A 20,147-nucleotide genomic window follows, 5' to 3' on the forward strand; every position below is an offset into this window, starting at 1 on the left:
GAAAATCCTATAAATATTTTTTTAGTGCGGTGGGGATAGCGATTTCGCCATTTTTTTGCTGATAATTCTCCATAATCGCTACCAAAGTCCGCCCCACAGCAAGCGATGAGCCATTTAGCGTGTGCGCTAAAATATTTTTTTTGCCATCTTTGTAGCGAATCCTCCCGCGTCTGCTTTGAAAATCGCGCGTATTGCTTACAGAGCTAATCTCGCGGTAGCAGTTTTGGTAAGGCAACCACACTTCAATGTCGATTGTATTACTCGCGCTAAACCCCAAATCCCCGCTACACAGCTGAATCATTCTATGCGGAAGCTCCAATTTTTGCAAAATACCACTTGCCACCTCCACCATAAAATCCTGCATTTTATCGCTCGAATCTTGCGTGGTAATCGCTACTAACTCGACTTTGTCGAATTGATGTTGCCTTATAATCCCCCGTGTATCGCGCCCCGCACTCCCTGCCTCTTTGCGAAAGCAAGGCGTATAGGCGCAAAGTTTGAGTGGCAGAGTTTCAAGCGGGATAATGCAGTCTCTATACATATTTGTGAGCGTGATTTCGGCGGTAGAGATGAGATAAAGCTCGTGCCCTTTTTGTGTCGCAGAATCTGTTGCATCGCTAGATTCTGCGTTTAGATTCTGCGTAGATTCGGCGATTTTATTGTTAGAAGCAAATTCTAATATTGTGGATGAATTTTTAGGGTTGTGCGAGGCGAGCGAGGAAATAGAACTTTGCGGTTCATTGACGAAGTGAGCCGAAGCACTCCCTAAAAAGTCGCCACAAGATGAATTTGCTAATTTAAACATATCATATTCAAATTTCGGTAATTGCCCTGTCGTCAGTAAGCAATCCCGATTCACAATCACAGGCGTGGCGATTTCTTCAAAACCAAATGCAGAATTATGCTCCAACATAAAATTTATAAGCGCACGATTTAGCTTTGCCGCGCCCCCGCGAAGCAGTGAAAAGCGCGATTTGGCAAGTTTCACGCCCACTTCAAAATCAATCCATTTATTAGATTCGCCAAGCTCATAGTGTGCCTTTGGCGCGAAGTCAAACGCCTTTGGAGTGCCGATTTTTTTAATCTCCACATTTTCACTCTCACTCTTGCCAAAAGGCGTTCTCTCATCAGGGATATTTGGGATTTCTAACAAAAGCTCATTTGTTTGTGATTCGATAATGCGAAAATCGCTCTCCACGCGTGAAATCTCTGTTTTTAGATTGGCTAACTCATTTTGTAAATCCGCAGGATTCGCCCCAGCTTTTTTTGCGCTAAAAAAGTCCTTTGACTTCGCATTTTGCGCTGCTCTAAGCGATTCTAAATTCTGCAAAGTGCTTTTATAGTTTTCAACGCATTTTTTTAGAAAATCAAGCTTTGCGCAATCCACTCCCTTTGCCCCCAAACGCTCCGCTGTGCGCGAAAAATCATTCAATAGCGACTTTATATCAATCATCAAACACCCTTTTAAAAAATTTTAGAATTATAACGCAAAATATTATACAATAACGATTTTAATTTTAGGGGTGAAAAATGTTTGATTTTTCGTTTGGCGAAATCCTTGTGATTGCCATCATTGCGGTGATTTTCTTGGGTCCTGACAAACTGCCAGAGGCGTTTGTAAAGTTCGCAAAGTTCCTTCGCGCCGTAAAAAAGACGATAAATGACGCCAAAGAGTCGATAGATAGGGAGATTCACATCACTGAAATGAAGCAAGACGCGTTAGAATACAAGAAAAAATTTGAAGATTCGGCACTGAAATTAAAGGATGAAATTTTGCAGGATGCGGACTTTGAGCGCGTAAAAAGCACCTTTGATGAAGTCGAAAATATGGGTAAAGAAATGCAAAATAAAATCGCAGAATCTAGCGCAAAATCAACAAAAGATTCTGCGAAAAAACGCGTTTTAACGCCCAAAATCGCAGAATCTAAAAAAGTTGCCACTTTGAGCGAAGCGAAAAATCCCAAAAAAAGCGCAGATTCTGCGAAAAAACGCGCTTTAAAACCCAAAATCGCAGAATCTAGCGCAGATTCTGCACCTAAAAAGCGCACACCAAAAGCAAAAACTACAAAAAAGAGTAAAAATGAAAATAAATAAAATTAGTTTAAATCGCAGAATCTCGCATAAAAACGCAGAATCTGCCCCCACTTCGTCATTGCGAGGCAGTGGCGAAGCCCAAGCGTTGCAATCCATAAGATTTGCTATGCCAAATCTCGCAATGGCGAATTTTGCATACCAAAGACACAAATTGAAAAACGGATAAAATAATGCTTGAAGATTTAAAACCCCACTTAATCGACCTTCGCAAACGGCTCGTAACCTCCGCACTTGCGCTCATCATAGCTTTTGCGATTTGTTTTAGCTTCAATGAAGCGATTTTAGGATGGATGTTAGAGCCACTCATAAAAGTCCTGCCACAAGGCTCAAAACCCGTATTTTTGCAAGTAGGCGAGGCATTTTTGACGGCTATCAAAGTCTCATTTTTTGCCGCAATCATTGTCGCTTTGCCTGTTATTTTTTGGCAGATTTGGCTTTTTATCGCGCCGGGACTTTATTCAAACGAAAAAAAGCTCATTTTGCCATTCGTGCTTTTTGGGACGCTTATGTTTTTGGGCGGTGCGTTATTTGCCTACTATGTGGTGTTTCCCATCGGGTTAGATTATCTTATCAATTTTGGCAACGCAAAAGACTTTGTCGCAACGCCTAGCATAGGATATTACACGGGATTTTTTGCAAAAGTTATGATAGGCTTTGGAATCGCCTTTGAATTGCCTGTGGCGTGCTATTTTCTAGCCAAATTAGGGCTTATTAGCGACAAAACGCTAATTGGCTTTTTTCGCGTGGCAATCGTGCTAATCTTTATCCTAGCGGCATTTCTAACCCCACCTGATGTCATCACGCAGTTTTTGATGGCAATCCCGCTAATCTTGCTTTATGGACTATCCATAATCATCGTGCGCTTCGTAAATCCCGAGCCAAAAGACAATGAGTGATTTTGCGCTAAAAGATTCGGCGAATCTTAATGATTTGGCACGACTAAAACGATTGACAAGCTACGACTACGCGCTAGATTCAAGCCTCATTGCTAGTAAGCCCACGATGCCAAAGAGTGCGGCAAAACTTTTGGTGTATGATAGGGCGCGGGATACTATCACTCACACGACTTTTGCGCGAATCTGGGACTTTATCCCGCAAAATTGCCTAATTGTGCTAAATGATACAAAAGTAATAAATGCGCGAATCTACGGAGTAAAGTCAAGCGGGGCAAAAATCGAGCTTTTATATCATAAATATTTGGGCGAATCTAACGCGGATTCACGGCATAGATTTTTAGTGCAGATTAAAGGCAAAGTGCGTGTGGGCGATTGCATAAATTTTAGCGATGGCGTGAGCGCAAAAGTGCGCAAATTGCGCGAAAATGGACTGCGCGAAGTAGAATTTTATCGCAATGATGAGATTTTAGATGAATGCGCAATTTTGGCATTTTTAGAAGCGCACGGGCATATTCCGCTCCCACCCTATATCAAACGAAGCGACAATGAAGCCGATTTAGCTGATTATCAAAGCATTTTTGCCAAAAATATCGGCTCAATCGCCGCGCCTACGGCAAGTTTGCATTTTAGCGATGATGATATGCGTGAGATTAAAGCGCGTCCGCATTGCTTTGTGAGCCTACATATCGGGGCTGGGACATTTTTTGCTGTCGAATCTGCCGACATTACGGCACACAAAATGCACTGCGAATCGTTTTTTGTGGCACAAAAAAGCGCAGAAATGATTAAAAATGCGCGTGAAATTTTGTGCGTAGGCACGACTGCGACAAGGTGCGTGGAGCATTTAGCGCAAAATCAAATTTCTAATAAAAATGGTGATTTTTATGGCGAATGCGATATTTTTATAAATCCGCTAAATCCACCGCGCAAAACTTCGCATATTTTGACAAATTTTCACTTGCCAAAATCCACGCTAATTATGCTTGTGGCGGGATTTATCGGGCTTGATAAGACGCTTGAAATTTACCAAATCGCACAAAATTTAAAATACAAATTTTACTCTTATGGCGATTGTATGCTGATATTGTAGGTTAATTGATATTGTAGGTTTATTATGAAAAATATAAGAAATTTGCTAAAAAACTATGCGGATAAATTTGAATTTTTTTGTGATGAATTGCTTATATGGAGCAAAACGCACAATATCACAGGCTACAAAACAAAGGCGGATATTATGCAAAATATCGCAGATTCGATTGCGCCACTAGGATTTATCAGCGATTTTCATAGTGCGCTTGATATTGGCAGTGGGTGCGGATTCCCTGCGATTCCATTAGCGATTTCACTCCCGCAGTGCGAGTTTATTTTGGTTGAGCCACAAATCAAAAGGGCGAGTTTTTTAAACATTATCGCTATAAATTTAAACCTAAAAAATATAAGAATTTTGAAAAGTCGTATTGAAGAAATTAGCACGCTACCAAAGATTGACTTAATCACTTCGCGCGCATTTGCTAAATGCAGCACAATCATCGCACTATCTGCGCGATTTTTAGATGAAAATGGGCATTTTTTGCTTTACACAAAGAACGCAGAATCTAGCGCAAATATCGCAGAATCTAGCGCAAAAATCTTTTACAAATCCAAAAGCGAGGCAATAAAATGGGAAAATTACTGATATTTTTAGGCATTATTGTGGCGGTATATTTTTTGTTTTTTCGCAAAAAATCATTGCGAAATGATTCGCAAAAAAATGATGAAGTATCCTTTGAAATGGTAGAATGCGCGGTTTGTGGCACTTACACCGCAAAAGATGAGGCAATCAAAAAGGGCAATAAATATTTTTGTAGCACAAAATGCTTGGGATAAAAATGGATTAGATTCTGCGGATTTATAGATTCTGCGAAGTGTTCGTCATTTACGAGATTCTGCGAACTTACCTTATTTTATCATTGCCTTACTTCGTCATTGCGAGGCAAATCTTGATTTACCAAAGCAATCCATAAATCAAATTTTGGATTGCCACGACTTGCTTCGCAAGTCTCGCAATGACAAAAAAGTAGATTCTGCGAAGTGTTTAAAAACGCAGAATCTAAAAATTATCCCCCTCCCTTGCGGAGGGGGCTAGGGGGTGGGTAGATTCTGCGAATCGCAGAATCTCGCTTGGATTTTGGCAATCAAAAAAGTGGATTTGAAGTTTGTGGCATTTCGCTTCGCCTAAATTTGACTTTGCTTTATAAATAAAAGTTTGCGGTGCGCTCTCTCCATCAATCTTTGGGAAAATCAAAAGTCCATTTTCGCACTCATACTTCGCCAAATACGCAAAAAGCTGATACAAATCGCCCTGCGAAATTCCGCAATCATCTTTGCTAAAATCCAAAATTTTCCACTTCGTATCGGCGATAATTTTTGGTGGATTTTCTAATTTAGCATTTTTGTGATAGATGACTAAATCGGGTTTTATATTAAATTTATCGCCTTTAATAAGGTATTTGCTTTTATCTTGGGCTTTGATAGTGTGATTTGTGAGTGCCTTTTTCAAATGCCACGCCACAAAATTCTCAAATAATTTTTGCATTTTAAAAAGCAATGCGAATGCTTTTTTATCGCCTTGATATGGCATAAAATTGTGGCGTTTAAGGAAAATTTTGCACCATAAAAGCAAAATCTCATAGCTCTTAAAATGCCTTAGATTCGCGCATTTTGCGAAGTCTTTGTCATAATTTGAGCTTTGGCGAATCTCATCAAACACAAAGCGACTTTGCAAAATGCGTGTGCTTGTTTTGGTACTGAAATTGCACTTGTTTAAAAGCAAAAGTGTGCTAACGATAAGGCGATTTGGCGCAATATCGGCGATAAACTCATCACTAGCGGTGTAAAATCGCTCTTTGTGCGTGAGATTTTGCTTTAGATTTTGCGTGAAAAGTAGCTTACCTTTTAGGAATGTGCGATTTTCCGTTCGCTCCACATAGTCGCTCTTTATGCCCCTTTTGATAAGGCACTCTAACTCGTCCAAAAACATATTGGCAAAGATTTCTAGCAAGGGGAATTTGTGTGTTTTGAGGTTTGAAATATGGCTTTGTTTGAATGGCGAATCGCGCAAAGTTTGCAACATTTTTAGCAAAATGTCCTTTGCCTCGTTTATTTTATTTTGGTGATTTTTAAAGCCCTCATTTTCATTTGCTGTGCGAAAAGTCTTTGGCAAAATCTCTAAACAAAATCCGCTTTTTGTTTGGATAAGCCCGACATAATTTCGTGCTTTAAGGCGATTTTTGCCATAAGAATTTAAAAATATATGGTTGCCTTTGTCATCAGCGAAATTTTTAAGTTCTTTGAAAATATTTTTCGCTTTTGCCTTGCTTTTATCGGCAATGACGGCTTTTATATCCTTCACGCCAAAGCTCTGCCACTCGGCGATACAAAGGGTGTTATTTTTACTCATTGTCGCTAGATTCGCGCTAATCGTTTGATTTGCAGATTTTAATGAAAGTCAATGTATCCCACGAGTTAGAATCTGTGATTTCATACACGACCTTTTCGCTATCTATTTCATCGTTAAATTTACCCAAAAAGTCAGGTTTTGGCTTTGGTTTAATCATTTGATTATCATTTAGCACGGCTTGGATTTTCTTATAATCATCATAAAAATACTCTTGCAACAGCGGGATAATTTTCTTTGCAAAGATTTCTTTAAGCGATTCAAGTGTCAAAGTATTTTCACAAACTTTTTCAAAGAAAAATGCGTGTCCTATGGTATGCTCTCTATCAAGTAAAAATTCGATTCGCGCATTCATTTTTTCTAAAAGCGTTTGTAAATTTATTTCGCCATTTTCGACTTTGATTTTTTCTAATGTTTCAGGCTTTGGCATCATCTCTACAAACTCAAATCGCCTACGAAGCGCGGTATCAAGCAATGCGATACTTCTATCAGCGGTATTCATCGTGCCAATTATGTAGAGATTGCTTGGCACACCAAAGGTTTTGCCATTCTCGCTACTATACGGCAAAGTTACTTCCAAAGATTCGTTGCCTATGCCACGCGCTTTTTCCTCATCACTTGCGCCGATTCGCTTACTAGGCTCGATAAGCGTGATGAGTTCGCCTAAAATTTTAGCGATATTCCCCCGATTGATTTCATCGATGATGAGAATGTAGGGTTTTAGTTTAACTTCGCCAACAGCTTGATTTTGTGGTTTGTAGGATTTTTCAAATTCTTTAAATTTTTTATATATTTGAAAATAGTATGTGGATTTTTGGTCTCTATAATTACCAATAAATTCATTCCATATACTTTGCGCAGTATTAAACACCTTATCGCTTTGCAAAATCTTTGTTAGTATATCCATTTTTAAATCCACATTTCTTGGTGTATCCTGTGTGTTAATATAAATTTTATCATCATCGAAATCGCTGATTCTAAAACTGCCGACATTGCTTTTTTCAATCTCGGTTTGATTTTCTATTAAGTCATTTAAAAATTCTTTAAATTTATTTTCAAAATTTATTTCGTTTTGCAGAATCTCTTTGCTTTTTTGTGAATCTAGCAAGTTTTTTAATGCAACTTCACAAATTTTTCTAAAAATTCCTTGTTGTGTTTTATAAATCATATCACCCGAATCTTTTATGATAGGCTTTATCCCCTCGACAAATTCCTCATACGAAAAACTTTGATGAAAGGTTACAAACGCGATTTGCCCATTTGCGCGGTAAGATTCAAAAATCGCCTTTTTATTCTCTCTAGATTCAGGAATCTCTATCAACTCATCATAGTGGTGCAAAATCTCCAAAGCCCTATCAATCGTGCTATAAGTCTTGCCCGTGCCCGGCGGTCCATAAAGGATTTGATTAAGTGGCAGGGCTTTGATTTTATCATTCATTTTTTCTCCTTTGTTATGTTCTATTTCGCTACTTTGTGCAGATTTATTATTTCTATTTTCTTTTGTGTTATATTTTTCCCATAAATCTTTGCTTATATTAAACACATCATTAAAATTATAGGGTTTATTTTGTAACAATTTATCTAAAATTTGTGTATAAATTTCATACGGCTTTAGCTCTATTGTTCCTAATTCATTGTCGGCAATTTCAGCCAATTTTTGCTTTGCAAAGATACAAAATATTTTCATATTGTTTGGATTTTGATAATGAAAGGCAATTTTCCACTTATACAAAAACCACAAATTTATTTTGTCAATTTCTATAAGATTATTATTTTGACTATATTCAATAACTTGTATAATCAAGGATTTTATTTTTTCAAATGCTTCGCTTGGTGTTTTACCATATTCTTCAAACCACCCATAATTTTCATCGTATATTTTCCCGCTACCTTGCTCTTTAGTTTCTGTATTGCTTCTCCTGTAAATGCCAAATTTAAACCCACTGCCACCCCATATACTGCCTAAAGTTTCCAATTTTCTCTCTATCCAATATGTAAAATCATTGCGTTCTCCATCGCTTTTTATGCCCGTATAATCCTCCAAAGTCATATTTTTGACTCTATCCAAAGTCCAAACACTTTGAAAATTCTCAAATAATTTCCTTGCTTCGCTGTTATTTGCTTCCATATTTCGCTCCTTTTAAAATTATCAAGTTTTATATTGTAACACATATTAGTTAAAGATTTCATTAAAATCACTACTCCCACTCTATCGTGGCTGGGGGCTTGGAGCTTATGTCATAGACTACGCGATTTATCCCCTCTACTTCGTTTATGATTCTATTACTCACTTTTTCTAAAAACTCAAAGCTCAAATGCGAAAATCTCGCTGTCATTCCGTCAATCGCCTCTACGGCGCGAAGCGCGATGGTGTTATCATAGGTGCGATTATCGCCCATCACGCCTACACTGCGGACATTGAGTAGTACGCAAAACGCCTGCCACACGCTATCATATAGCCCATTTTTATGCAGCTCCTCGATAAAGATAGAATCTGCCATACGCAAAATCGCTAAACTCTCGCGTGTAACCTCGCCCATAATGCGAATCGCAAGTCCGGGTCCGGGAAATGGGTGTCGCATAAGCATAGATTCTGGCATTCCTAGCTCGCGCCCCAAGCTCCGCACTTCATCTTTAAAGAGTTCGCGCAATGGCTCGATTAGCTCAAAGCGCATCCATTCAGGCAGTCCGCCGACATTGTGATGAGATTTGATTGTTTTGCTTGGTCCCTTTACGCTTACAGATTCGATGACATCGGGGTAGAGCGTGCCTTGTGCCAAAAATTTAATCTCACCATTTGCGTTGTGCTTTTTTGCTTCGCGCTCAAAGACTTCGATAAAACTCTCGCCGATGATTTTTCGCTTTTGCTCTGGCTCGGTAACGCCCTTTAAGCGACTTAAAAACAGCTCACTTGCGTCTGCGGTGATAAGCGGGACGCGTAGATTCTCCCTAAACATTTGCTCCACTGCCTCTCGCTCGCCTGCGCGGAGCAAGCCTGTATCGACAAAGACTGGGATTAGATTATCCCCGATGGCGCGGTGCAAAAGCGCGGCGACAACGCTAGAATCCACGCCCCCACTCACCGCGCATAAAACCTTGCCATTTTGTGCGATTTCTCGCACTTTGGCGATTTCTAACTCGGCAAAATTTTTCATATTCCATTGATTATTTGCCCCGCAGATTTTTAATGCGAAATTTTCTAAAATCTTCGCTCCGCACTCACTATGCACAACTTCGGGGTGGAATTGTATCGCATAGATTTTGCGCGTAAAATCTGCAATCGCGCAAATCTCGCTATTTTCACTGCTACCAATCGCGCTAAATCCGCTAGGCAAGGCGGTAACTTTATCGCTATGGCTCATCCACACAATCGAATCTTGCTTCACGCCACTAAAAATTCCGTGCGAATCGGCATTAGATTCGCGTGAATCGCTGTTAGATTCGATAGATTCGCCCGAATCTAAAATTTTCAATTTTGCTTTGCCAAATTCTTGCGCATTTGATTTTGCCACTTGTCCGCCGAAAAAATGCGCGATAAATTGCATTCCATAGCAGATTCCTAGCACGGGGATTCCTAATTCAAAAATGCGCAAATCAGGCTTATACGCGTCCTTTTCATACACGCTCGCAGGACCACCGCTTAGGATTAGTCCGCGCGGATTTTTGGCTTGAATCGATTCGGCATTCTCAAAATATGGCATTATTTCCGTATATACGCCTATTTCGCGCAAACGCCTAGCGATTAACTGCGTGTATTGTGAGCCAAAATCAAGCACGATTATTTGTGGATTAAACATAAAAATTCCTTGTATTAAGATGCGAAATTTTAGCTTAAATTTCACAAATAATTCACAACCGCTTCATAGAATTTCAACTTTAAATCTTTAAAAATGGAGCGACAACAATGAAAAAACTACGAAAATTCGCCTTTGTGGCGGTGATTTTGAGCGCATTTGGTGCGAATCTTGTAGCAGATGATTTTATCTACTATCCGCAAAGCAACGCGTGGGACGCAAATAACGCCTTTGCACCGCGTGGATTTATGCAAAATAGCGAAGAAACCAAAATGTTTTATGGCAACATTTTGCAGATGGCGACATTTCACATCGGCGCGAACTTTTTGACTTCGCGCTTAAATAATGCGCTTGGCGCGGACAATAAAAAGGTAGCGATGGATTTGGGCGTAAGCGTGGGGTGGAACTACTTTGAGGCAGAGGACGAGGAAATCGATATGGGTTTGCGCCTAAAATATCTCTACACCAAAAGCGACTACAAAACGCACAGCGTGGGACTTGTGGCGTATCTACACCCCTACACTTACCCGATAATGTATAATTCGCCCATCATTCAACCGCTATCATTTTTGCTTGGTGGGGGATATAGCAACTCTACTTCGCCTCGCGGGCATAGTTTCAATGGTGGCTATGTGGAGGCTGGGGTTGCGCTATTTAAGTATTTTCCGCTGAATTTGGACATAATCTATCGTGCGACTTTTTATGGCAAAAAAGGTGGCATAGGGGCGCAGACAACGCATAGTGTGAGTTTAATGATAAATGTGCTATGAGTTGCGTGTCAATCCAAAAATCCCTCAAAAATTCGCAAAAGTTGCTCCATTTTTGTCGTTGCGAGAAAATGCGTCTTTGACGCAAAATCGCAGAATCTAGCACAACCCCACGATTTTCACACTTCCACCAAAACAATTTAAGCAATTTAAGCAAACTTTAATCTTTCTTTAAGAAAACTTTAAGGGGGGCAGATACAATTTTCTCTTAAAAATTTATTTCAAAAGGAGAAAAAATGAGCAAATTAAGATTGCTTGTAGGTGTAGGCATTTGCGGTGCGATGTTTGGCGGATGTGGCTTCTTTACCGAATGGGGCGACGAAGTCAAGGATATATGGACAAAGCCAAGAACAGCTAGTGGCGATATAGACTGCGTGCCAAGCGATTTGAGGGAGAGGGTCACAAAATATGTAGAGCAGTATAAAAACGATGATGATATGTATCCAAAAGCTCGAAATTTGCAAGTTGAAGTAGGTTTGCAATTTAACAAACAGACAGGACCTACTTCATATAGCGGGGAGTGCTCCAAATATATGCCAATAGCATATAATGAAATCATCAAAGAAAATGGTGTTCCAAAAAACTATGATGAGGAAGTAAAGTTTTTGGACAAAGTGCAAAAGCGATTTAGTAGATTGTTTAGATTGGATAACCCAAATAAGCCATACGAAGGCTATGAAAGCATAAATATAAGATAATAATTTTCTACAAATTTTGCGTGAATTTCGCCTTTTAGATTCTGCGACTCGCACGGGCAAAAGGCAAAATTTTATAGATTCTGCGAATTATACAGAATCCGTGCAAGATTCTGCGTTTTTGCAAAAAATATCATTGCTTTTTATCCAAAAACTCTTTTATATTTTTCTCTACGCCTTCAATTAGTCGCTCCCGACTTTCTTTATACGCCCACGCGATGTGGGGCGTTAGCAAGATTTTAGCGCGGAGCTTTTTATCAAGTAAGGCGTGTTTTTTAGTCATCGGCTCGACTTCTAGCACATCGGCGGTAAAATAAAAGTCCCTCTTTTTTAGCGCACTTGCCAAGTCCGCTTCATTTACAATCCCACCGCGCCCCATATTTGCCAAAATCGCATCTTTTTTAAGCAAACGAAGTTCCTTTTTGGTAATCAAATTTTTCGTAGATTCATTCAGTGGCGCGTGAATGCTGATAATATCACAATTTTTAAAAAGCGCGCCTAAATCCTTTTCTCTCTTAAATTTTTTATCATCATTTTTGCCACTTGTGGAGAAATATGCCACATTTGCGCCAAAAGCAAGGGCGAGATTTGCCACCGCTTTGCCGATATTGCCAAGCCCAATTATCCCCCAAGATTTGCCTTGCAGCTCATAAAGCTCAAAATTATCATTTAGATGATTAAAAATCGCGCTTTTGCTCCACTCGCCCTTTTTGCAGAATCTATCATAATAATTTAGCTTTGCCATTGCATTTAGCACACAGGCAAGCGTGTGTTGCGCCACACTTGCGGTGCTGTAATTTGCGACATTTTTGACGGCGATTTTTAGCTTTTTGGCGGCTTCTAAATCGATATTATTCATCCCTGTGGCGGTTATGCAAATCAGCTTTAACTTCGGCAACTTCGCCAAAGTCGCAGAATCTAGCACAACTTTATTTGTCAAAATGATATCCGCATCTTTTGCGCGTTTGATAATGTCCTTTTTCGCTGTTTTTTGATAGCTACTAAATCGCCCCAATCTCTCAATCGCGCTTAAATCCGTGCTCCCTAGCGTCTCCGCATCTAATAATACAATATTCATAAAAACCCCCTTTTTTAGTTATAATGCGCTGAAATTATATTACATTTTTGGGGGAAATATGTTAGCAAAGATAAAAATCGCAGATATTTTGGTAGATTCGATACCTTTTATCCAAGAATTTCGCGGGAGCATTATGGTTATCAAATACGGCGGGGCGGCGCAACAAAATCTAAAACTAAAAGAAAACTTCGCAAAAGACATAATTTTGCTTTATATGCTAGGAATCAAACCCATAATAATACACGGCGGAGGCAAAAAAATCACTTCTATGCTCGAATCTTTGGGGATTGAGAGCGAATTTAGAGATGGGATTCGCGTAACTTCAAAAGAAGCGATGAAAGTCGTAGAAATGGTGCTAAGCGGGGATATAAACCGCGAACTTACATTTTTTTTCAGCCACTATGGAATCAAAGCGGTGGGCATTTCAGGCAAGGACGCGGGGCTTTTAAAGGCGATACCAAAGGACAATGGCGCATTTGGATTCACAGGGGAGATTGTGAATGTAAATACAGAGATTGTCGAAAAGTTGCTAAATGACGGCTTTGTGCCAATCATCGCGCCAATCGCGGCGGGAGATAGCATAGAACACTGCGGATTTAACATAAATGCCGATAGCGCGGCGTGTGAAATCGCAAAGGCGATTTGCGCAAATAAGGCGATTTTTTTGACAGATACAAAGGGCGTTTTAGACGAAAAAGGCGAAGTTATCCCCACGCTCACGCCAAAAAGCGCAAAGGCGTATAAAGATTCAAGCGTGATTAGCGGTGGAATGATACCAAAAATCGATGCGTGCGTGAGTTGCGTAGAAAATGGCGTGAAAAAGGTGCATATTATCGATGGGCGGGTGTTGCATTCGATTTTGTTGGAGCTTTTTACAAGCGAAGGGATAGGGACGCAAATCGTGGGCGATTGAGCGGGATTTGTGGGTGGCAAGTTGTGTCTTTGGGTAATCATTTGAATGATTTTTATATAAAACTACTTTTGCATAAAACTACTTTTACATAAAACCGCACTCAATTCGCAGAATCTAAAAAAATTTCGTCATTGCGAGATTCGGCAACGCCGAATCGAAGCAATCCACGAATCAAACGCGAATCGCCCCCACTTCGTCATTGCGAGACTTGCCTTTGGTAAGTCGTGGCAATCTATATTTTGTCATATTGAGCGTAGCGAAATATCTCAAACTCTCCCCCTCCCAAATGCGCGCGGGGGATTAAGGGGTGGGTAGAATAAATCCCTATTCTCTCGCCCCATTGTTTATCAAAAATTGCTTTATTTCGCTAGTTTTTGCCCAATTTAAAGCAGTAAAGCCATTTTTGTCTTTTGCATTCACATTTGCACCATTTTTTACTAAATATTTTACAACTTCAAAATGTCCTCTTGATGAAGCCTCTATTAAAGCAGTGTTGCCACTATCATCTTTTACATTTACATCTGCGCCATTTGCGACTAAATATTTTACAATCTCCAAATGTCCATAGAGCGAAGCAACAATTAAATCAGTCCAGCCATTTTTGTCTTTCGCATTCACATTTGCACCTTTTTCTGTCAAAAATTTCACAATCTCAAAATGTCCATTTTTAGAAGCCCACATTAAAGCAGTCCAGCCGCCATCATCTTTCGCATTTACATCCGCACCATTTGCGACTAAAATTTTTACAATTTCAAAATATCCTTCTGATGAAGCCTCTATTAAAGCAGTGCCATACCATTCACTTTTCGCATTCACATTTGCGCCTTTGGATGCCAAAAATTTTACAACCCCCAAATGTCCTTCACTTGAAGCCCACATTAAAGCAGTTTCGCCATCTTCATTTTTTGCATTCACATTTGCGCCATTTTTTACCAAATATTTCACAGCCTCCAAATATCCATTTGATGAAGCCGCCATTAAAGCAGTGTTGCCATTTTCATATTTTGCGTTCGCATTTGCACCTTGCGATAAAAAATATTTGAGTTGCTTAATATTGCCACGCATCGCAGCGTTCATAAAAGCGGCGTTAAGATTCATACCGATTGTTTTTGGACGGAGATAGTCCCATATTTCATCAGTTGCCGAATAGTATAATGCGCTATTGCCCCATTCATCTTTCGCATTCACATTTGCGCCATTTGCGACTAAAATTTTCACAACCTCAAAATGTCCATTTAATGAAGCATTCATTAAAGCAGTCCTTTCAAAAGTGCCACCTTTCGCATTTACATTTGCGCCTTTGGATACCAAATATTTCACAATCTCAAAATGTCCTTTTTGTGAAGCCAATATTAAAGCATAACCGACTGATGAATTCACATCCGCACCATTTTTTACTAAATATTTTACAATCTCCAAATGTCCGTTTAATGAAGCCCATATTAAAGCAGTCCAATCAATACCATCTTTCGTATTCACATTTGCACCTTTTGATATTAGCAACTTAACTTCATTTAGGTTGCCTTGTCTTGTCGCACTGATTAAGTCTTCATCATAGTTCGCCCACGCTATTTGAATCTGTGCTATGGTTAGCATAAAAATCAAAAGTAGATTTTTTGTCATTCTAAGTCCTTTTTTTAAATTTTGTGAATTTTATATCGCATTGCTTAAATGAACTTTAAAAAGAAAATTAAGTAGATTTGGTGTGAGATTTTTGACATTGCGAATTAAATCGGTGAATCGCTTTTGATTTTGGATTGCCACGACTTGCCAAAAGCAAGTCTCGCAAAGATGGATTATTTTGATTCAACCCACCCCCTTAATCCCCCTCCGCAAGGGAGGGGGAGAATTTTTTTAAGATTCTACGATTCACCAAAAATGCCAAAAAACGCACTAGATTCTACGATTTCGAGCGATTCGCTGAATCTACCCACCAAATTCGCCAAATCTAAATATATTTTTGCTACAATCGCAAATTTTTAAGGGGTGATTATGAGTAAGATTACAGCAGTTATTGACATAGGCTCAAACTCCGCGCGAATGGCGATTTTTAAGCGGACAAGTCGCTTTGGATTTCATCTAATCTACGAAGTGAAAAGCAAGGTGCGAATCAGTGAAAATTGCTATGAAAATGGCGGGGTTTTGCAAGAAGTGCCGATGAATCGCGCCATAAATGCCATTTGTGATTTTGTAGGCATTGCCAAAAATTACAAAGCGCGAAAAATCCTTTGCGTGGCGACAAGTGCGACAAGAGACGCGCCAAATAGGGCAGAGTTTTTAAATCGCGTAAAGCGCAAAACAGGAGTGCGAATCAAAGTCATTGACGGGCAAAAAGAGGCGTTTTTTGGGGGCGTGGCGTGTGCGAATCTGCTTCACAAAAAAGATGGCATTACAATCGACATAGGCGGCGGTAGCACGGAGTGCGCAATTATTAAAGAAGGCAAACTCCAAAATCTAATCTCCCTAAACATTGGCACGATTCGCCTAAAAGAGCTATTTTCAGGCGCGAAAATCGACATAAAAAAAGCAAAAAAATTCATTCAAACCGAATTTGAAAAAATATCGTTTGATTTTCAAAATGAGTGCGTTTTTGGCATAGGTGGCACGATTCGCGCTCTCTCAAAAATGATAATGAAAAAAGAAAAATACCCCATAAACACAATTCACGGCTATGAATTTGAAGTCCAAAAATACAGCGATTTTTTCAAAGAAATCTACACAAGCGACATTAAGGGGCTTCGTGCGCTTCAAGTGCCACAAGATAGGGAGGATAATATCCGCGAAGGTGCGCTGATTTTGTCAATGCTACTTGAAAAATTTGGCGCAAAAAGCGTTATCACAAGTGGCGTGGGAGTGCGCGAGGGCGTATTTTTAAGCGATTTGCTTCGCAATTCGCGCTTTTTGTTTCCAAATGGTTTCAATCCATCCTATCGTAGCCTAATTGATAGATTTTGCATAAATGAAAGGGCGCAAGGCGCGGTTAAAAAGAATGCGACTTTGCTTTTTAACCTACTTGCGCCAAAGCATAAGATTTCGCCAAAATATCTCTTTCACCTTGAAAATGCCGCTGGACTAAATAAAATCGGCGATTCGCTTGGATTTTATTCGATGTATAATCACAGCGCGTATTTTATCCTAAATGCCCTAAACTACGGCTATTCGCACATTGATAGAGCGATAATTAGTCTGCTTGTGAAATATAGCGACAAGCGCATTCCAAAGGACGATGAGATTTTATACATTAGCAAACTTATGCCGCCAATCGCTATTTTGCAGTGGCTTAGCTTCATTTTGAGCGTGGCAGAAGTGGCGTCTCTAAGCCCAAAAGGCGTGGCATTTGAGTTTAGCGATGATACTTTATGCGTGAAAAGTGATTTTTATTTGCTAAAAGAGAAAATGTTGGCGTTAAATCTGCCTGATTCAACCCTAAAAATCGCCTTTGAGTGAGAGAATTTTAATGACAAACTCCACGCTAAAAGTCGCCATAATCCGTTTAAGTTCGCTAGGCGACATAATCTCAACCCTTGTATTTTTGGACTTTATAAAGGCAAAATTCGCTAAAAATTTAGCGCAAGATTCGCAAGATTCGCACACAAAATCAGCGCAAGATTCGCAAGATTCGCACGATTCGCACACAAAATCCGCGCCCAAAATTTTATTTTTAGCCGAATCTAGCAAAGCAAATAAAGAATTTTCGCTTAAATCCTTTTACGCACTCGCACAAAATCTTTGGGGCGATTTTGAAAATGCCAAAATTTTTCTTATTTGGGATAAAAAAGAGGCTGAGATTCGCGCACTTGGCGAAACAGATTCGCGCTTTTGTGTTTTACCGAAATTAAATTTAGATGAGATTAAGGCGTTGTTAGTGCGTATGGATTTGGTGATTGGTGGCGATACGGGCATAACGCACACGGCGTGGGCGATGAAAATCCCATCAATCACGCTTTATATTAGCACAAATATGGAGCGATTCGCGCTTGGCTGGGCAAATCATATTTCGCTTGATTTGAGCGATTTTGCGTTAGATTTACCACAAATCATTCAAAAAATCCACAAAAGCGCAAAGGATTTATTAAAATGAAAAAATTTCTCACAAGATTCACGCGCAAAATTTTAGATTGTGCCATTATGATTTTTGCGTATTGGACGGGCTTTTGGTTATCTTTGATGGATGATAAAATCTTTGGCTCAATTTAACTTAAGCGGATTATTTCTTATTATTTTTAGCAAGATTTTATACAAATCTTATCCTTGATTTTTGGTTATGGTTATCTAAATCCTGTCTCTTTTAGATGAAATAAAAAATTCTCTTTTTTGATTCCTTTGAATTTAGCAAGTCTATGTTTAGCATAGCCCCAGAAGTTTTCAATGCCATTTATGTGATTTCTGCCTAACGCAAACTAATTTTTTGAGTGTTTTACTTAATAATGTGCCTTTGCACCGAAATCTACTAATCCATCATAGGCAGCCCAAGTATCACTATACATTATGCTAGATTCTAACCCTGCAAAGTTAGATAAAATGGGCAATAGCTCGTTAGCAGAGCAATTCTTTACTATTTGAGTATAGACTTGTCCATTTCGTTTTAACGTTCCAAACACGGGCGTTTTTCTCCCTGCTCCACGACCTCTTTTTCCTCGCACTATTTTAGCTCCGAAATAACTCTCATCTATTTCAATTTCGCCTTGCATTTTAGAAGTTTTCTCACATTCTTTTGCTATTAAAATTCTAATTTGCCTAAAGATTTTACATAGAGTAACCTCTGAAATTTGAGCGATTTTTGATATTTTTGTAGCTTCAATATCGAGGCGGAAATATTTAAGAATCTCTCTAAATTTAGCTTCACTATTCTTAAACGAATGATATACTTGTTTTTAATTGTGTGCATCATAAACTTAAGACTCCTTTGTGTGAGATTAAGTTAAAGAGAACCAAATTTTTTTGCATTCACATTTGCATCTTTGGATACCAAATATTTTACAATCTCAAAATGTCCATTTTGTGACGCCTGCATTAAAGCAGTGTATCCCAATTCATCTTTTGCATTTACATTCACATCATTTGCTAAGCAATTTTTGACACTATCTAAATTTCCAATCGCAGCAGATTTGCACAATTTACAATTCCAGCTCTTAATCCAATCCTTTTGATTTTTAAAATAAATTTGCGATTTTAGCGAAAAATGATTTAAGATTTGTAAGATTTGGATGGTTGCTTCACTGCGTTCGCAAAACGAAGTTTATTTAGTAAATTCTGCGGATTGCTTCGATTCGGCATTGCCGAATCTCGTAATGACGAATTTTTTTTAGATTCTGCGAATTTCGTGCGAGATTCGCAGAATCCGCACTGATTTATGGTAGATTCTGCGATTCGCGCAAAAATCGCAGAATCTCACAAACTTCACAAAATCTCTCGCAAAATCTCACAAATTTCGCAAAATCTAAATTCATTTATTTTTTCGCTATAATTTCGCCTTTGAAAACACAAAAAGTAAAAACACAAAAGCGGAGCGAAAAGTGAAAGGATTTAAGATTTTTACGGGCAGTGCGCATCCTGCGTTTGCCAAAGAGTTAGCGAAATATTTGGATATTGCCTTGTCTAGTGCGGAGATAAATCGATTTAGCGATGGCGAAATAAATGTAAAGATTACCGAATCGGTGCGTGGCAAGGACATTTATATTATTCAACCCACCTGCAAACCCACAAATGACAATCTTATGGAGCTTTTGATTATGGTAGATGCCTTTAAGCGCAGTTCTGCAAACAATATCAACGCTGTCATTCCATATTTTGGCTATGCTAGACAGGATAGAAAGGCTGCCCCACGCGTCCCTATAAGCGCGAAACTTGTGGCAAATCTACTGCAAAGTGCGGGGGTGAATCGCGTGATTACTATGGATTTGCACGCGGGGCAGATTCAGGGCTTTTTTGACATTCCTGTGGATAATCTCTATGGCTCAATCGTATTTTATGACTATGTGAAGGCAAAAAATCTCAAAAATCCCATAATCGCTTCGCCAGATATTGGCGGAGTGGCGCGAGCACGGCATTTTGCCGAGCATTTGGGATTGCCACTTGTCATTGTCGATAAAAAGCGCGAGAAGGCAAATGAAAGCGAAGTGATGAATATTATCGGCGATGTGCGGGATAAAAGCGTGATTATGGTTGATGATATTATCGATACGGCGGGGACTATGGTAAAGGCAGCCGATGTATTGAAAAAAAATGGCGCAATAAGCGTGATTGCGCTAGGCACACACGCGGTTTTTAGTGGCAATGCGATTGAAAAAATCGAAAATGGCGCGTTAGATGAAGTCGCTGTCTCAAATTCGATACCATTTGAAAACACTAGCAAAAAAATCAAAGTTTTGTCCGTAGCACCGCTATTTGCAGAAGTTATGCGCCGAATCTACCACAACGAAAGCGTAAATTCGCTGTTTTTGTGAATTTGCGTAAAAACGCAGAATCTATCGC

General features: G+C 39.3%; 21 protein-coding genes and 3 pseudogenes. 15 read left to right on the forward strand and 9 right to left on the reverse strand.

Annotated features, from left to right (window positions below; all coding sequences use genetic code 11):
* Positions 1 to 7: 7 nt before the first annotated feature.
* Positions 8 to 1,066, reverse strand: a pseudogene (gene serS / locus ACWIUE_RS03205) (serine--tRNA ligase); the annotation flags it as partial.
* Between the two features lie 75 nt (positions 1,067 to 1,141).
* A pseudogene (locus ACWIUE_RS03210) lies at positions 1,142 to 1,453 on the reverse strand (hypothetical protein); the annotation flags it as partial.
* Between the two features lie 77 nt (positions 1,454 to 1,530).
* Between ACWIUE_RS03210 and tatB the strand changes: the two are divergent.
* Genes tatB through ACWIUE_RS03240 form a run of 6 tightly spaced genes read left to right on the forward strand, consistent with a single transcriptional unit; the run spans position 1,531 to position 4,856 of the window.
* Complete coding sequence (tatB, locus tag ACWIUE_RS03215) at positions 1,531 to 2,094, forward strand: Sec-independent protein translocase protein TatB (RefSeq protein WP_454134796.1); 564 nt, start codon at positions 1,531 to 1,533, stop codon at positions 2,092 to 2,094.
* Positions 2,081 to 2,260: a hypothetical protein gene (locus ACWIUE_RS03220; RefSeq protein ID WP_454134798.1), complete on the forward strand. Its 180-nt coding sequence runs from the start codon at positions 2,081 to 2,083 to the stop codon at positions 2,258 to 2,260. Before tatB ends, ACWIUE_RS03220 begins: the two co-directional genes overlap by 14 nt.
* A gap of 4 nt (positions 2,261 to 2,264) precedes the next feature.
* Entirely contained in the window at positions 2,265 to 2,990 is a 726-nt protein-coding gene (gene tatC, locus ACWIUE_RS03225) for a twin-arginine translocase subunit TatC (protein WP_454134800.1), read from the forward strand.
* Positions 2,983 to 4,080, forward strand: coding sequence for a tRNA preQ1(34) S-adenosylmethionine ribosyltransferase-isomerase QueA (gene queA / locus ACWIUE_RS03230; protein ID WP_454134801.1), 1,098 nt, complete (start codon positions 2,983 to 2,985; stop codon positions 4,078 to 4,080). The genes tatC and queA overlap by 8 nt, the downstream gene beginning before the upstream one ends.
* 24 nt (positions 4,081 to 4,104) lie before the next feature.
* A complete protein-coding gene (gene rsmG / locus ACWIUE_RS03235) occupies positions 4,105 to 4,665 on the forward strand; it encodes a 16S rRNA (guanine(527)-N(7))-methyltransferase RsmG (RefSeq protein ID WP_454134803.1) in 561 nt (186 codons plus the stop codon).
* Positions 4,650 to 4,856, forward strand: a complete 207-nt coding sequence (locus tag ACWIUE_RS03240) for a PP0621 family protein (RefSeq protein ID WP_454134805.1) — start codon at positions 4,650 to 4,652, stop codon at positions 4,854 to 4,856. The genes rsmG and ACWIUE_RS03240 overlap by 16 nt, the downstream gene beginning before the upstream one ends.
* A 223-nt stretch (positions 4,857 to 5,079) precedes the next feature.
* On the opposite strand, the gene ACWIUE_RS03245 is transcribed toward ACWIUE_RS03240, so the two are convergent.
* From ACWIUE_RS03245 to guaA, 3 genes are all read right to left on the reverse strand, one after another.
* Complete coding sequence (locus ACWIUE_RS03245; RefSeq protein WP_454134807.1) at positions 5,080 to 6,429, reverse strand: McrC family protein; 1,350 nt, start codon at positions 6,427 to 6,429, stop codon at positions 5,080 to 5,082.
* Between the two features lie 16 nt (positions 6,430 to 6,445).
* On the reverse strand, positions 6,446 to 8,554 hold the full coding sequence (locus ACWIUE_RS03250) for an McrB family protein (protein ID WP_454134809.1): 2,109 nt from the start codon (positions 8,552 to 8,554) through the stop codon (positions 6,446 to 6,448).
* 70 nt (positions 8,555 to 8,624) lie between these two features.
* A complete protein-coding gene (gene guaA / locus ACWIUE_RS03255; RefSeq protein ID WP_454134810.1) occupies positions 8,625 to 10,223 on the reverse strand; it encodes a glutamine-hydrolyzing GMP synthase in 1,599 nt (532 codons plus the stop codon).
* Between the two features lie 107 nt (positions 10,224 to 10,330).
* On the opposite strand from guaA, the gene ACWIUE_RS03260 reads away from it, so the two are divergent.
* From ACWIUE_RS03260 to ACWIUE_RS03270, 3 genes are all read left to right on the forward strand, one after another.
* Positions 10,331 to 10,990: a hypothetical protein gene (locus tag ACWIUE_RS03260; RefSeq protein ID WP_454134812.1), complete on the forward strand. Its 660-nt coding sequence runs from the start codon at positions 10,331 to 10,333 to the stop codon at positions 10,988 to 10,990.
* Positions 10,991 to 11,223: 233 nt separating this feature from the next.
* The gene (locus ACWIUE_RS03265) at positions 11,224 to 11,685 is read left to right on the forward strand and encodes a hypothetical protein (RefSeq protein ID WP_454134814.1); all 462 of its coding nucleotides are present in this window, start codon (positions 11,224 to 11,226) and stop codon (positions 11,683 to 11,685) included.
* 16 nt (positions 11,686 to 11,701) lie between these two features.
* Complete coding sequence (locus ACWIUE_RS03270; RefSeq protein ID WP_454134816.1) at positions 11,702 to 11,869, forward strand: hypothetical protein; 168 nt, start codon at positions 11,702 to 11,704, stop codon at positions 11,867 to 11,869.
* On the opposite strand, the gene ACWIUE_RS03275 is transcribed toward ACWIUE_RS03270, so the two are convergent.
* Complete coding sequence (locus tag ACWIUE_RS03275) at positions 11,816 to 12,760, reverse strand: D-2-hydroxyacid dehydrogenase (RefSeq protein WP_454134817.1); 945 nt, start codon at positions 12,758 to 12,760, stop codon at positions 11,816 to 11,818. The genes ACWIUE_RS03270 and ACWIUE_RS03275 overlap by 54 nt on opposite strands.
* A gap of 58 nt (positions 12,761 to 12,818) precedes the next feature.
* Between ACWIUE_RS03275 and argB the strand changes: the two genes are divergently transcribed.
* Positions 12,819 to 13,673: an acetylglutamate kinase gene (gene argB / locus ACWIUE_RS03280; RefSeq protein WP_454134819.1), complete on the forward strand. Its 855-nt coding sequence runs from the start codon at positions 12,819 to 12,821 to the stop codon at positions 13,671 to 13,673.
* A 324-nt stretch (positions 13,674 to 13,997) separates the two neighbouring features.
* Here argB and ACWIUE_RS03285 read toward each other — a convergent pair whose 3' ends face one another.
* Positions 13,998 to 15,296 (reverse strand): ankyrin repeat domain-containing protein, encoded by a 1,299-nt coding sequence (locus ACWIUE_RS03285; RefSeq protein WP_454134821.1) that lies wholly within the window; start codon positions 15,294 to 15,296, stop codon positions 13,998 to 14,000.
* 129 nt (positions 15,297 to 15,425) lie between these two features.
* Here ACWIUE_RS03285 and ACWIUE_RS03290 point away from each other — a divergent pair, with 129 nt between their 5' ends.
* Genes ACWIUE_RS03290 through ACWIUE_RS03300 form a run of 3 tightly spaced genes read left to right on the forward strand, consistent with a single transcriptional unit; the run spans position 15,426 to position 17,754 of the window.
* On the forward strand, positions 15,426 to 15,656 hold the full coding sequence (locus ACWIUE_RS03290) for a hypothetical protein (RefSeq protein ID WP_454134823.1): 231 nt from the start codon (positions 15,426 to 15,428) through the stop codon (positions 15,654 to 15,656).
* Positions 15,657 to 15,665: 9 nt separating this feature from the next.
* A complete protein-coding gene (locus tag ACWIUE_RS03295; protein WP_454134825.1) occupies positions 15,666 to 17,120 on the forward strand; it encodes a Ppx/GppA phosphatase family protein in 1,455 nt (484 codons plus the stop codon).
* Positions 17,113 to 17,754 (forward strand): glycosyltransferase family 9 protein, encoded by a 642-nt coding sequence (locus ACWIUE_RS03300; RefSeq protein WP_454134827.1) that lies wholly within the window; start codon positions 17,113 to 17,115, stop codon positions 17,752 to 17,754. The genes ACWIUE_RS03295 and ACWIUE_RS03300 overlap by 8 nt, the downstream gene beginning before the upstream one ends.
* Before the next feature lie 107 nt (positions 17,755 to 17,861).
* On the opposite strand, the pseudogene ACWIUE_RS03305 reads toward ACWIUE_RS03300, so the two are convergent.
* Together ACWIUE_RS03305 and ACWIUE_RS03310 are read right to left on the reverse strand one after the other, a co-directional pair.
* Positions 17,862 to 18,499 (reverse strand): annotated as a pseudogene (locus tag ACWIUE_RS03305) (IS1595 family transposase).
* A gap of 95 nt (positions 18,500 to 18,594) precedes the next feature.
* Positions 18,595 to 18,789 carry an ankyrin repeat domain-containing protein gene (locus ACWIUE_RS03310; RefSeq protein WP_454134829.1) on the reverse strand — a complete coding sequence of 65 codons (195 nt, stop codon included), beginning with the start codon at positions 18,787 to 18,789 and terminating at the stop codon, positions 18,595 to 18,597.
* An 87-nt stretch (positions 18,790 to 18,876) separates the two neighbouring features.
* Between ACWIUE_RS03310 and ACWIUE_RS03315 the strand changes: the two genes are divergently transcribed.
* Both ACWIUE_RS03315 and ACWIUE_RS03320 read left to right on the forward strand, forming a co-directional pair.
* Positions 18,877 to 19,023 (forward strand): hypothetical protein, encoded by a 147-nt coding sequence (locus ACWIUE_RS03315; protein ID WP_454134831.1) that lies wholly within the window; start codon positions 18,877 to 18,879, stop codon positions 19,021 to 19,023.
* 166 nt (positions 19,024 to 19,189) lie between these two features.
* The gene (locus ACWIUE_RS03320; protein WP_454134833.1) at positions 19,190 to 20,119 is read left to right on the forward strand and encodes a ribose-phosphate pyrophosphokinase; all 930 of its coding nucleotides are present in this window, start codon (positions 19,190 to 19,192) and stop codon (positions 20,117 to 20,119) included.
* Positions 20,120 to 20,147: the final 28 nt, after the last annotated feature.

It is taken from the genome of Helicobacter sp. 23-1045 (assembly GCF_053654655.1).